Source organism: Bacillus sp. M6-12 (assembly GCF_002860285.1).
GTDB lineage: Bacteria > Bacillota > Bacilli > Bacillales > DSM-1321 > Peribacillus.
On record NZ_PGVF01000031.1, the window covers coordinates 1 to 12,769 of the forward strand.

Annotated in this window: 12 protein-coding genes; 5 read left to right on the forward strand and 7 right to left on the reverse strand. The window is 42.8% G+C overall.

Annotated features, from left to right (window positions below):
• Positions 1–65: 65 nt before the first annotated feature.
• Both CVD28_RS25200 and CVD28_RS25205 read right to left on the reverse strand, forming a co-directional pair.
• Positions 66–404, reverse strand: a complete 339-nt coding sequence (locus CVD28_RS25200; RefSeq protein WP_101597426.1) for a hypothetical protein — start codon at positions 402–404, stop codon at positions 66–68.
• 98 nt (positions 405–502) lie between these two features.
• Positions 503–1,183 carry a metal-dependent hydrolase gene (locus CVD28_RS25205; protein ID WP_101597427.1) on the reverse strand — a complete coding sequence of 227 codons (681 nt, stop codon included), beginning with the start codon at positions 1,181–1,183 and terminating at the stop codon, positions 503–505.
• Between the two features lie 151 nt (positions 1,184–1,334).
• Between CVD28_RS25205 and CVD28_RS25210 the strand changes: the two genes are divergently transcribed.
• The gene (locus CVD28_RS25210) at positions 1,335–2,432 is read left to right on the forward strand and encodes a M24 family metallopeptidase (RefSeq protein ID WP_101597428.1); all 1,098 of its coding nucleotides are present in this window, start codon (positions 1,335–1,337) and stop codon (positions 2,430–2,432) included.
• Between the two features lie 203 nt (positions 2,433–2,635).
• Here CVD28_RS25210 and ald read toward each other — a convergent pair whose 3' ends face one another.
• From ald to CVD28_RS28370, 3 genes are all read right to left on the reverse strand, one after another.
• Positions 2,636–3,757, reverse strand: a complete 1,122-nt coding sequence (gene ald, locus CVD28_RS25215; protein WP_101597429.1) for an alanine dehydrogenase — start codon at positions 3,755–3,757, stop codon at positions 2,636–2,638.
• 293 nt (positions 3,758–4,050) lie between these two features.
• On the reverse strand, positions 4,051–5,775 hold the full coding sequence (locus tag CVD28_RS25220) for a WG repeat-containing protein (RefSeq protein ID WP_101597430.1): 1,725 nt from the start codon (positions 5,773–5,775) through the stop codon (positions 4,051–4,053).
• A 238-nt stretch (positions 5,776–6,013) separates the two neighbouring features.
• Complete coding sequence (locus CVD28_RS28370; protein WP_180954311.1) at positions 6,014–6,172, reverse strand: hypothetical protein; 159 nt, start codon at positions 6,170–6,172, stop codon at positions 6,014–6,016.
• Positions 6,173–6,323: 151 nt separating this feature from the next.
• Here CVD28_RS28370 and CVD28_RS25225 point away from each other — a divergent pair, with 151 nt between their 5' ends.
• The 3 genes from CVD28_RS25225 to CVD28_RS25235 all read left to right on the forward strand — a co-directional run bounded on the left by CVD28_RS25225 (position 6,324) and on the right by CVD28_RS25235 (position 9,242).
• Entirely contained in the window at positions 6,324–8,399 is a 2,076-nt protein-coding gene (locus CVD28_RS25225) for a carbon starvation CstA family protein (protein WP_101597431.1), read from the forward strand.
• On the forward strand, positions 8,392–8,595 hold the full coding sequence (locus tag CVD28_RS25230) for a YbdD/YjiX family protein (RefSeq protein ID WP_101597432.1): 204 nt from the start codon (positions 8,392–8,394) through the stop codon (positions 8,593–8,595). The genes CVD28_RS25225 and CVD28_RS25230 overlap by 8 nt, the downstream gene beginning before the upstream one ends.
• A gap of 197 nt (positions 8,596–8,792) precedes the next feature.
• Positions 8,793–9,242, forward strand: a complete 450-nt coding sequence (locus tag CVD28_RS25235; protein ID WP_101597433.1) for a universal stress protein — start codon at positions 8,793–8,795, stop codon at positions 9,240–9,242.
• Positions 9,243–9,553: 311 nt separating this feature from the next.
• Here the strand turns inward: CVD28_RS25235 and argH are convergent, their stop codons facing one another.
• Positions 9,554–10,945: an argininosuccinate lyase gene (gene argH, locus CVD28_RS25240; RefSeq protein ID WP_101597434.1), complete on the reverse strand. Its 1,392-nt coding sequence runs from the start codon at positions 10,943–10,945 to the stop codon at positions 9,554–9,556.
• Positions 10,942–12,147: an argininosuccinate synthase gene (locus CVD28_RS25245; RefSeq protein ID WP_101597435.1), complete on the reverse strand. Its 1,206-nt coding sequence runs from the start codon at positions 12,145–12,147 to the stop codon at positions 10,942–10,944. Before CVD28_RS25245 ends, argH begins: the two co-directional genes overlap by 4 nt.
• A gap of 287 nt (positions 12,148–12,434) precedes the next feature.
• On the opposite strand from CVD28_RS25245, the gene CVD28_RS25250 reads away from it, so the two are divergent.
• Positions 12,435–12,749, forward strand: a complete 315-nt coding sequence (locus CVD28_RS25250) for a hypothetical protein (protein ID WP_101597436.1) — start codon at positions 12,435–12,437, stop codon at positions 12,747–12,749.
• The last annotated feature ends 20 nt before the right edge of the window (positions 12,750–12,769 follow it).

A 12,769-nucleotide genomic window follows, 5' to 3' on the forward strand; every position in this document is an offset into this window, starting at 1 on the left:
GCCGGGCGCACAACAAAAAACCAGGAACATTATGTTCCCGGCTTCGTGTAATGTTCTGGCGAATATTAAAACTGCCGCTGAAAAGCTTGGCCATATTGCTGCTGGTAAGCCTGGCCGTATTGCTGTTGCTGTTCCATTTGGCGTGCTAATTGCTGAATTTGCTGAAGCTGCTGGGCAGCCATTACTTCTGCCTGTGACAGTTGCTGAAGCTGGCCATCCATTCCCATTTGCATGTTGTTGGCGCCCATCATTTGCTGCCCAAACTGTCCAGTGCCTTGGCCCTGGAGCTGGCGCAGCTGCTGTGCATTCCTTTGCTCCTGCATTTGAAGCTGCTGGGCAATTTGCTGAATTTGCTGAAGTGCTTGCTGAGCTATCTGAACTGATTGCTGAATACGTTGTGGCATTGTAATTCCTCCTGTCATTGATCTTCATTCATACAATGGATAGGATGAATCAAAACCAATTAGTTTATGCCACATTTTAGCATTTTTTTAAAATATTTTCAGAGTTCCATCCCGTCACCCGGGGACATCACATGCCCAATACCTTCTTTCAGCATCCCAATAAATTTAATTGGATCCTGTTTAATTGGCGGGAAAGTATTATAGTGGATTGGCACCACTTTTGCCGCTCTGAGAAATTCTGCTGCTAACGCCGCATCTTCCGGCCCCATCGTAAAGTTATCTCCAATCGGCAAAAATGCCAGATCGATTGAGTTCCGTTCGCCGATTAATTTCATATCAGAGTAAACAGCTGTATCGCCAGCGTGATAAATCGTCTTTCCTTCTGCCATCAAAAGTAGGCCTGCTGGCATGCCGCAATAGATAATTTCATTATCCTGTGTAGTGAAACCGCTCCCGTGGAAGGCAGGGGTCAATTTTACTTTGCCGAAATCAAACTCAAAGGAACCCCCGATATGCATCCCATGTGTATTTAAACCCTGCCAGCTTAAGTATGTAGCTAATTCAGCGGTTGCAATAACAAGTGAGTTGTTCTTTTTGGCAATTTCAACTGTATCGCCAACATGGTCATTGTGCCCGTGGGTCAGAATAATTACATCAGCCTTAACATCTTCCACCTTTAAATCAGTTAACCCATTTCCTGTAATAAAAGGATCGATTAGAATGGTTTTGCCTCCTGTTTCAACCTTTACCACCGCATGACCGTGAAATGAAACTTTCATAGTGCATTCTTCCCCTTTCAAATACAATTTGCAATATTAGTTAAAAAAAATATACACTTTTCTTATACCCTTTTTCAAACAATATAAATGTTTACAATTAATACAGTTTATTGATAAGGTCGTTTTATAGAATAAACGGAGGTAATGCTTTATGAGCGATTCTATCAGCAAGCTCCAAAGCTGGTTAAAAGAACAGGATATTCAGGCAGCTATGCTCACTTCACCGGATACGGTTTTTTATTTGACCGGCTTTCGCACCAATCCGCATGAACGTTTGCTTGCATTAATGGTGTTTCAAGAAGCAGAACCCCTTCTGGTTTGTCCTAAAATGGAAGTGGAAGATGCAAAGAATGCAGGATGGAATTTTGAGGTTATCGGCTTTACAGATATTGAAAATCCATGGGAAAGCATACATAGCTCAGTAAATAAGCGTTCCATTGCCATCCGAAAGCTGGCTGTGGAAAAAGAGCATTTGAATGTAGAAAGGTTTGAAAAAGTCAATGAAGTCTTTGCGTCCCCTCAGCTTTTCGCCGCTGAAGAAAAGATCCGTCAGCTGCGGATGGTGAAAAATGAGAAAGAAATTGATCTAATCCGAGAGGCATGCAGGATTGCTGATTTCGCTGTCGAAGCCGGCGTTGCTGAAATCAGCGAAGGCAAAACGGAAATGGAGATACTGGCTGCCATTGAGTATGAACTGAAAAAAACGGGCATCAATGAAATGGCTTTTTCAACGATGGTACTGGCCGGGGCAAACGGAGCCTCTCCTCATGGAACACCAGGAATGACAAAGATTAAAAAGGGCGATCTTGTATTGTTCGATCTTGGTGTTGTTTTTAATGGATATTGCTCAGATATTACAAGAACAGTGGCTTTTGGCGGTGTCAGCGATAAACAGGCGGAAATTTACCAAACCGTTTTAAAAGGCCAGGAAGCAGCAGTGGCCGCCGTTAAACCTGGAGTATCTTGTTCCGAGCTTGATTTAACTGCACGAAGGATTATTACTGAACAAGGGTATGGGGAATATTTCCCGCATCGGCTTGGGCACGGACTTGGAATCAGCGTTCATGAATATCCATCCCTTACAGAGACGAATACTTTAAATCTGCAGGAAGGAATGGTTTTTACAATTGAACCGGGCATATACGTGCCTGACCTTGCAGGAGTAAGAATTGAAGATGATATTCTGGTAACCTCGAATGGGTTTGAGGTTTTAACTAAGTATCCAAAAACATTGCAAATTATTGAGTAAAAAGGATAGCCCCATAGACAAATGAGGAACCGGAAGCAGTGCCAGGTTCCTCGTTTTATGCTATTTCCGGTTAAATTAAGTATCGCTTATTATCTCGATTTTCGCTTAATGATTAGTTTGTCGGTTAAAGCGGTGCATTTCGCTGATGATCGTAAATTTCGTAAATCACCGGACATTGCCGCTTTAAATATCACACCCTAAACCTAAAACGCATCCAGCATTTTCAAAGGATTCTCAAACGCTACCCCGTGCGCCTGGGCAACTGCCTCATATGTGACATGTCCATTCAGAGTGCTGCATCCTTTTAACAGTGCATCATTTGCCAAGCATGCCGCTCTTAAGCCTTTACTGGCAATTTGCAGCGCATACGGCACGGTCACATTAGTGAGGGCAATTGTCGAGGTTCGTGCAACAGCTCCCGGCATATTGGCAACCGCATAATGGATTACACCATGCTTCACATAGGTTGGATTATCATGAGTGGTAATCCGGTCAGTTGTTTCAAAAATTCCTCCCTGATCGATGGCAATATCAACAATAACAGAACCTGGCTGCATTTCACTTACCATCCGGTCCGTCACCAGCTTGGGTGCTTTTGCTCCAGGAATGAGGACAGCGCCGATGACAAGGTCTGAACCTTTGACAGATTCAGCTATATTATACGGATTTGACATAAGGGCTGAAATATCTTTGCCAAAAATATCATCGAGCTGTCGCAGCCTGTCCGGATTCACATCTAAAATAGTAACTTCTGCTCCCAATCCAATCGCGATTTTTGCGGCATTGGTACCCGAGATTCCGCCTCCAATTATGGTAACCTTTCCTCTTCGAACCCCTGGAACACCTGAGAGCAGAATTCCTTTTCCTCCATATACCTTTTCCAGGAACTGGGCTCCAATTTGCGGAGCCATTCTTCCCGCCACCTCACTCATTGGTGTCAGCAAGGGAAGAGAACGATTGGGAAGCTGGACTGTTTCGTAAGCGATCGCTGTTACCTTTTTTTCAAGGAGTGCCTTTGTCAGCCCCGGTTCTGCCGCCAGATGAAGGTAAGTGAACAAGATTAAGCCTTCATAAAAATATTCGTATTCTTCTGGAAGGGGCTCCTTCACCTTCATTACCATTTCCATGGCCCATACTTCTCTCGCGCCAGGGACGATTGATGCCCCGGCAGCCATATAATCTTTATCCTGAAAGCCTGAACCTTGACCTGCTCCAGCTTCAATGAATACCTCGTGCCCTGAGCTGACCAGGTTAACCACTCCAGCCGGCGTCATAGCGACTCGATTTTCGTTATTTTTTATTTCCTTTGGCACGCCGATTCTCATAAAATGCCTCCTTTACCTTCGAGCCTCCAACACCTGAAAAGATAAAGGAGGCATCAACTAGAGCTTACTCCATTTACTCGCGGAAACTGGAATGCTCGCCAAATTCAAGGATTTACTGCCAAAATCCGTGTTTTCCTAGCCAAACCCGTTTTACGCATGTCTCCAGCCGGCTATCTCGCAAGATATGCAGGCGGAATCCACCTTTTTCCCTTTGAATTTTCATTACCCCTATTTATTAATATTACACTTCTCGGTTTTTATTGCGCCTTTGTTTACAAGTTTCTATTCAGGCCTTAATGAAACGAACGCCAAAAATCTCCTGCTGTATCAACAATCTTCATGATCTCCCCAAAAGGAATTTCAAAGGTTGGGAATCCAGCTGCAAAGGCAGCAATTTCGTATGGCAGAAAGTAAATTGCCAAGGCATCTTTTGTTACATAAAAAGGCTGGTACGGTTGTATCCCTTTATACGCATCAGGGAAAAAATAGAAGTCGGGCTGTTCTTGAATTTTCTTTTCAATGATCTCACTTAAAACCTTCACATAATCGGTTCCAGATTTAAACAAATCTTTCAATTGATAAATTTTTCCGGTATTCAAATCAATAGAAATATTTATTTTGCTAGGCATCCCATGTGCTGCGCCAAAAGGATAATGATAACCATTCAACTCCAATACAAGTAAACTCTTTTGAAAAAGTGTTACGGAAAAGTCTCCTGTATAGCTATAATCCAGCTGAACGTTCTCAGGTATGGGTTTCACTTGGGACTCGTTTTTCAAGACCTGATTTACCTTTTCCTGGGCGCTGAGGTCCTTCATCCCCTCGATTTGCGGGTAGTAAACCAAATAATCTTTGTTTGGCCTGTATTTCTCCTCCCGAATCTGAAATTTCTGAGACAAAGGAATAATCGTATTTTGTTTCCATACGATACGGCCGTACCTATCATAGTAACTTAACCTTTGATCCACAAATGCTTTGATCAAATTTCCTTCCAGACTAAGCATTCCTATGCCGCTGAGAATCGGAAATCCGGTGGCAGGCTTTCCGCTTTTGTTAATAAAAAAAGTTTTTAAACCTTTCGTGACTGAACTGTAATCACCTTGAAAATCATTTACACTGTCGTAAACAAAATCGGTCAGAAACTGGCCTGTTACTGTATCTGAAATTGCAAATACAGAACCTAAATACGGTTTATCCTGAACTATGGCAATTCCTGCAGCAATCCGGTTTCCACCCAATAGATTGATATCATTGTATTTTGGCTGAATCACAAAGGAGCCCGTTTTATCGATTAAACCGTATTGATTGCTGTAATCTTCGGAAATATTGACCACTGCTCTTCCATCCTGAAAAGGCAGTGCAAATGTAAATTGGGGAGGAATTACTATTTCTCCTGATTCGTTCACATAGCCAGCTTTATCCTGATAGGTTTTCTTAAAAGAAATTAACCCTTCACTTAACCCGCCCATTTGTTCATAAGGAAAGGTTTGCTGCTGTTCTCCAATCAAGCTGATTAGTGCATACAGGGGATCCTTAAACTTTACGAGAGCTTTCCCCCCTGTGAAATCATTGGCACTTTGATATTGTGCCGGAATCGCAACCTTGCCGCTCAAGTCCAAATATCCATATAGAATTTTATCTTCTATACTTTCTTGAAAAACTGCGCGCTGTTCTTTGTATGAGCTGATAAAACTATACGCTTTATCTGTTAAAACGTTTCCAGTCTCATCAATCACCTTGAATCCCTGCCCATTCTCCAGCACAACTGCACGCTCTTCGGAAAAAGGAGAAATTGAACTATATTGTGGCTTAACGACAAAGTGGCCTGTTTGATCAATTAAACCTGAGCGGCCGGCACTTTGGACAATCGCCAATCCATTTTTCTGAAATTCACCGGCATTTTCATATTGAGGCGGGAGAACAAACTGCCCCCTATCATTTATAAAGCCCCACTTAGTCCCAGCTGCCGTTTTAACCGAAGCCGGAAATAAATGAGCCCTGCCTGTTAAATTTTTCATAATTGCTGTCTCCCCTGCAGATATATCCTGATATCTTATGGAAGGGAATGGGGATTAGTGTATTTAGGATAAAGTTGAACAGTTTACAAAAGAGGGAATTCTCGCTCTCGGCATTTCCCTGATTCGGACATCCAAAAAAGACCCTATAAAGTAATAGGGTCCCCAAAGATTTTGCATTTTCTTTTTCATACAATGGGCTCTAGGTTTTCCCAAGGAGGTTGTGAAGCTTTTTTTGCACCTAGCCTGAATACGTGTCATTCGATGGTGATGTATCAACCATGTCACAGTCCTCACCTGTCATGCAGCCGCTTATATACGATTCCGAAATTTGCCTCGTTGTTTCATGCAGGCCGTTTTCGTCGTAGATTAGTTTCCTTGGCTGAGTTTCATCCTTCATGTCAAAATTCCTCCCTTCGCTTCCTTTTAGTTTCTGTATCTAGGGTCCATCTATGCTATGACAAAAATTTGTAACATTCACCTTAAAACTTTGCTAAAATTCAGAATAGTGAAATATAATGATTGTAACTCATTAGAAAGGGGAGATTTTTTTGAAGGCCTTAAAATCCATTATTATCTGGGGCCTGGTTTCGGCATTGGGAGCAACAGGTTTTGCAGTTATGGCGTTAAACAGCGGAGAAAGCGTGAATGCAATCTGGCTGGTTACGGCAGCTGTCTGTGTCTATGCCATTGCCTACAGGTTCTACAGCCGTTTCATGGCAAGAAAAGTGTTTGATCTGGATGATACACGTAAGACACCAGCCGAGATTCATAACGATGGAAAAGACTATGTTCCGACAAACAAATGGGTGCTGTTCGGACATCATTTTGCAGCAATTGCAGGTGCAGGTCCGCTGGTTGGCCCAATCCTTGCAGCCCAAATGGGATATTTGCCAGGTACTCTCTGGATTGTTGTTGGTGTCGTATTAGCCGGTGCTGTTCAGGATTTTATTATCTTATTTGGTTCGATGCGCCGCAATGGAAAGTCACTTGGCGAAATGATTAAGGATGAGATGGGCAAGGTAACTGGCCTCATTGCAATGATAGGCATATTAGGTATTATGATTATTTTATTAGCCGTTTTGGCATTAGTAGTTGTGAAAGCGCTTGTAGGAAGTCCTTGGGGAATGTTTACAATTGCATGCACGATTCCGATTGCTATTTTTATGGGAGTTTATATGCGTTATATCCGTCCTGGGCGTGTTGGAGAAGCCTCGGCAATTGGAGTTATTCTATTGCTGCTTTCTATTACAGGCGGACAATATGTTGCTGAAAATCCAACATTGGCCAGCATGTTTACCTTCAGCGGAGAAGCAATTGCAATTATGATGATTATTTACGGATTTGTGGCTTCCGTTTTGCCGGTATGGATGCTCCTGGCTCCGCGTGATTACTTAAGTACCTTTTTGAAAGTTGGAACGATTGTCGGCCTTGCATTGGGAATACTTATTGTCGCACCTAATCTTGAAATGCCTGGTGTAACTAAGTTCGTAGATGGAACCGGACCTGTATTTTCTGGAAGCATGTTTCCTTTCTTATTCATCACAATAGCTTGTGGTGCAGTATCAGGTTTCCATTCCCTGATTTCTTCCGGAACTACTCCTAAAATGATTGAGCGGGAGTCCCATGCACGTCCAATTGGCTATGGAGCGATGCTTACCGAGTCATTTGTTGCTGTAATGGCCATGATTGCTGCCTGCGTGCTCACTCCGGGAATTTATTTTGCAATCAATAGCCCGCCAGCCGTCATTGGGACGGATGCCATCCAGGCTGCCCAAACTGTGTCCAGCTGGGGTTTTACCATCACACCTGAAGACATAACAAAGCTTGCAGATGATGTGGGTGAAGAAACAGTCTTATCCCGTACAGGAGGAGCACCGACACTTGCGATTGGAATGGCCGTAATTTTTTCAAAAGTAATTGGCGGTAAAGCTTTGATGGCATTCTGGTACCATTTCGCAATACTATTTGAAGCTTTATTCATTTTAACAACGATTGACGCCGGAACACGCGTTGGACGCTTTATGATCCAGGATATAATTGGAACCGCTTACAAACCTTTTGCCAGAACAGAGGCGATTATCCCAAATATCATCGCCACTGCACTATGTGTTCTTTTTTGGGGTTACTTTTTATACCAAGGGGTAATTGATCCACTTGGCGGAATTAATACATTATGGCCGCTGTTTGGCATCGCCAACCAAATGCTGGCGGGAATCGCCTTGCTGTTTGGGACGACTGTTTTACTTAAAATGGGCAAAAAGGCATATGTGTGGGTCACTCTTATCCCAACGACCTGGATTTTAATCGTGACCATGTCAGCTGGTTGGCAAAAGCTGTTCCACGAAAATCCAAGAATCGGCTTTTTGTCACATGCCAAAGTATTTAAAGAGGCGCTTGATGAAGGAAAAGTTTTAGCACCAGCCGCAAACGCCGCCCAGATGAAACAGGTTCTCGTCAATGACTATGTGGATGCAGCCCTTTGTGCCTTCTTCATGATAGTCGTTATTACTGTATTTATTTCGGCATTGCGGATCTGGTATCAGGTGTTGAACAATAAGAAGCTACAGCTGCATGAAGAACCGTATGTACCGCGCGAAGAAGGAGACATGAAAAACTATGCTTAGCAAGATTCAGACAATTTTAAAGTACAGAAAACAATTCATTAGCTTGCTTGTTGGCGTTCCCAGCTATGAAAAATACGTGGAGCATATGCAAACTCACCATCCGCAGCAGCAAATGAAATCGAGAAAGGAATTTTTCTGTGAGGCACAAGAAGCCCGTTTTAATGCCAAGGGCGGAAAAATCTCCAGATGCTGTTAAACTGAATAACATAAAACTGGATAAAACATTATTCATGGAATGCTAATGGAAAATCAATACGGCTGGAGAAACAGATTGTTTCTTTCAGCCGCTTTTTTTATCCTAAGTCTATCAGGAGAAGTTCGCCATTTTGTTACATCTCTCTTAAAAAGCTTTACATCAGTAATGCTATAATAAAGACAAAGGAGAGGATTTACATGGGGCTAACGTATAAAAAAATACTTGTGGCAGTAGATGGTTCAAAGGAAGCTGAATGGGCATTTAAAAAAGCCATTGAAATTACAAAGCGCAATAACGCGAAGATTATACTTGCACATGTAATCGATACAAGAAGTTTTGCCGCAATGGAAGCATACAATATGACAATAAGTGACCGTGCAGAAGCTTTTGCTTCTGAATTAACGGATAGATACAGGCAAGAGGCTACTGCTTCTGGAATTACAGACATAGAAATAGCCGTAGACTACGGATCTCCGAAAGTAAAAATACCAAAAGATCTTGCGATAAAGTACGATGCAGATTTGATCATTTGCGGTGCCACTGGATTAAACACCGTAGAAAGGCTGTTAATAGGCAGCGTTTCCGAGCATATAACACGTTCAGCACCATGTGATGTGCTTGTTGTTCGAACACAAAAGGATGCATAAGAATAGTGAAAACGGCCTGTACCAGAGGTAGATCGGCTTAATATCGCAAGTGCTGTAACTAAAACCATGTTACAGCCTTCGTCCTGCAGCTACTTCGGCACTAACACGTCCTCACAAAGCTGCCGCTTTGATTAAGTGCGATTTATCGCTGCCGAAGCATTCCTTTTCCTATGCGTCAGGGCTTTACTTTATTTTCCTGCAGAAAAAAGTTGCTGGGCGCTGGAGCTAGACATCTGTACAGATTAGAAAAATTATACTCTCTTACCCTATAAAGAAACCCTTGCCGCCGGCAAGGGTTTCTTTATGAAGCCTTAATTTTGATTTTGGAATTCAGTTAGCAGGCTCTTCCCTTTTTCAATCGCCAGGGAAACCTGTTTAAAGCCTGTTCCGCCCGCACTGTTTCTTCGCTTAACAGCTTCATACGGATTCAGCGCAGTATAGATATCTTCTTGAAATAAATCGGATGCTGCTTTGAAATCTGAAATTTCCAGATCAGCTAAGTAGCAGCCTTTACTGATGCAGTCCAGAACAAGCTTCCCTACTACTTCATGCGCTTCCCTAAATGGCATTCCTTTTGAAGCAAGATAGTCAGCAAGCTCAGTAGCATTTGAGAAATCTGATTTGGTAGCCTGCTCCATTTTTTCGGTGCGGACATTCATGGTAGAAATCATGCCTTCGAATATCTTAAGAGATCCAATCACGGTTTTAACCGTATCGAACATTCCCTCTTTATCCTCCTGCATGTCTTTATTGTAGGCGAGCGGCAGTCCTTTTAACACGGTAAGCAGACCCATAAGGTTGCCATACACCCTGCCTGTTTTTCCGCGGATTAGCTCTGCCATATCCGGATTTTTCTTCTGAGGCATAATACTGCTTCCTGTCGCAAATGCATCGTCTAGTTCAATGAATTGGAATTCCTGGCTTGACCACAGGATGATTTCTTCACTGAAGCGGGAAAGATGCATCATTAAGGTCGAACTATTGCTTAAAAATTCCAAAATAAAATCTCTGTCGCTCACTGCATCCATGCTGTTTTCATAGATGGAAGCAAATCCGAGCTGTTCCGCGCTGTAAGCCCTGTCGATTGGGAAAGTAGTTCCAGCCAGCGCACCCGCTCCAAGCGGTGATACATTTATTCTATTGAGGCTTTCGGAAAAACGCTGTTTATCCCGTTCCAGCATCCAGAAATACGCCATCAGGTGATGGGCGAAGGAAACCGGTTGTGCACGCTGAAGATGGGTGTATCCAGGGATCAGCGTTTCTACATGCTGCTCAGCTTTGGCTAAGACTGCTTCCTGCAGCCCGTTTATCAGCTGCAGGACGTCTTCTGTCTGCCTTCTTAAATATAAATGCATATCTGTCGCAACCTGGTCATTACGGCTTCTGCCTGTATGCAGCTTCCCCCCGACAGGTCCAATTTCTTCAATCAGCATGCTTTCTAAATTTAAATGAATATCTTCCGCTTTAACGGAAAAGGATAACTCGCCCGCTTTAGCTTTTGCCTCTAATATCTTCAGTCCATCCCGGATCTGATGTACATCGGATTCCGGAAGTATGCCCGTTTCGCCAAGCATGGCAACATGAGCAAGACTGCCTTCAATATCTTCGAGAACAAGCTCTTTGTCAAAAGAGATAGACGCCCCAAATTCATCTACCCATTCTTCAGCGGATTTGGTAAATCTTCCGCCCCACAGCTTGCTCACACTGTCACCTTCTTATTTTTTACGATACTGTTAACCTTTGTCGGAAGTCCCCAAAGATTGATGAAACCAACTGCAGCCGTATGGTCAAATTCATCGTCTGACGTATAAGTTGCCAGCTTTTCATCGTAAAGCGAGTAATCAGATTTTCTTCCTTCAATAATTGCGTGTCCTTTGAACAGCTTAACGCGTACCGTACCGGTAACGGTAGTCTGTGTTTCTTTTAAAAACGCCAGCAAAGCATCCTTAAGCGGAGAGAACCATAAACCTTCATAAATCAGCTCAGTCAGCTTCTTTTCAATAACCGGCTTGAAGTGTGCAACTTCTTTTACAAGCGTAATATCCTCAAGCTCTTTATGAGCTTTAATTAGCGTGATTGCTCCCGGGCATTCGTAAACTTCACGGGACTTAATACCTACCAGGCGATTTTCAACATGGTCGATACGTCCAACACCATGCTTGCCGGCAATCTGGTTTAGTTCAAGAATCAAATTTGCCAGTGTATAAGCTGTGCCATTAAGCGATACAGGAACACCCTGTTCAAAACCAATTTCAATGATGTCCGGTGTATCAGGCGTTTTTTCAAGACTTGCAGTCAGCTCATATGCTTCTTCTGGCGGAGCTGCCCACGGATCTTCAAGAATCCCGCACTCGTTGCTGCGTCCCCAGAGGTTTTGGTCGATGGAAAAAGGGCTGTCTAAGTTGATCGGAATTGGAATGTTGTTGTCCTGGGCATACTTGATTTCCTCTTCACGTGACCATTTCCATTCACGAACGGGGGCGATTACCTTTAATTCCGGGTTCAATGCCTGAATCGAAACCTCAAAACGCACCTGGTCATTCCCTTTGCCTGTGCAGCCATGCGCTACAGCTACCGCGTTTTCAAGCTCCGCAACTTCGACAAGTTTCTTGGCAATCAACGGGCGGGAAAGAGCTGATACCAGCGGATATTTGCCTTCATACAAAGTATGGGCCTGAAGAGCTGCTAACGCATACTCATTGGCATACTCTTCCTTTGCATCAATTACATATGATTTAACAGCGCCAACAGTCAGCGCCTTGTTCTTAATAAAATCTAAATCTTTTCCTTCACCGACATCCAGGCAGCATGCTACCACATCATAATTTTGTTCTTGCAGCCATTTAATTGCAACGGAAGTATCCAAACCTCCGGAATATGCTAAAACTATTTTAGGATTTGCCATATCTTTTTATCCTCCTGTTATGAATAAAAATTCACTATATATTATTTTTATTCAATTTATCTGTATAAACCTTACCAGTTTTGATTATAGTTTGCAATAGTTTTCCTTAAATTTTACATAAAATTATAGTTGCATATTCTGGTAGAAAAGTTGAAAAAATATATGACTTGCGAATTAATTACTGTAAACTAATAGAAAACTAACCGGCAGCCTCCGCTATATAGGCAGAGGTGGAAACGGGAATGCATTCCTGTCAAACCGGATGGAGCTTATGAGGAGGCGAAGAGATGGAAGAAATATTCAGCTTTAATGATCGGCTCGGGATTGCTGTTCCTGTTTTTGATAGAGAATGGGGTGAATATAGCAAGGATACTCAGCAGAACATATTGATCAAATGGGAGAAGATCCGCGGAACAATTCCTGACAGGATCAAGGATCTTGAACGTATTATTAACGAAAAGCAGTCCCTCCTTTCCAATGAAGGCAATTTTGAGATATCCTGCCGGCTCAATACAGAAATCGCCGAGCATGCATCCACCATCAACGAATTATGGCTCTGGTACCGTGTCAATCAAACAGTTAGCGGAAAGATGCATACTTAATTTTCAAAAAATAAGCTTAG

Bases quoted from the DNA above. Each gene is read 5' to 3' on its own strand.
- CVD28_RS25200 (WP_101597426.1), bottom strand. From the start codon at position 404: ATGCCACAACGTATTCAGCAATCAGTTCAGATAGCTCAGCAAGCACTT.
- CVD28_RS25205 (WP_101597427.1), bottom strand. From the start codon at position 1,183: ATGAAAGTTTCATTTCACGGTCATGCGGTGGTAAAGGTTGAAACAGGA.
- CVD28_RS25210 (WP_101597428.1), top strand. From the start codon at position 1,335: ATGAGCGATTCTATCAGCAAGCTCCAAAGCTGGTTAAAAGAACAGGAT.
- ald (WP_101597429.1), bottom strand. From the start codon at position 3,757: ATGAGAATCGGCGTGCCAAAGGAAATAAAAAATAACGAAAATCGAGTC.
- CVD28_RS25220 (WP_101597430.1), bottom strand. From the start codon at position 5,775: ATGAAAAATTTAACAGGCAGGGCTCATTTATTTCCGGCTTCGGTTAAA.
- CVD28_RS28370 (WP_180954311.1), bottom strand. From the start codon at position 6,172: ATGAAGGATGAAACTCAGCCAAGGAAACTAATCTACGACGAAAACGGC.
- CVD28_RS25230 (WP_101597432.1), top strand. From the start codon at position 8,392: ATGCTTAGCAAGATTCAGACAATTTTAAAGTACAGAAAACAATTCATT.
- CVD28_RS25235 (WP_101597433.1), top strand. From the start codon at position 8,793: ATGGGGCTAACGTATAAAAAAATACTTGTGGCAGTAGATGGTTCAAAG.
- CVD28_RS25245 (WP_101597435.1), bottom strand. From the start codon at position 12,147: ATGGCAAATCCTAAAATAGTTTTAGCATATTCCGGAGGTTTGGATACT.
- CVD28_RS25250 (WP_101597436.1), top strand. From the start codon at position 12,435: ATGGAAGAAATATTCAGCTTTAATGATCGGCTCGGGATTGCTGTTCCT.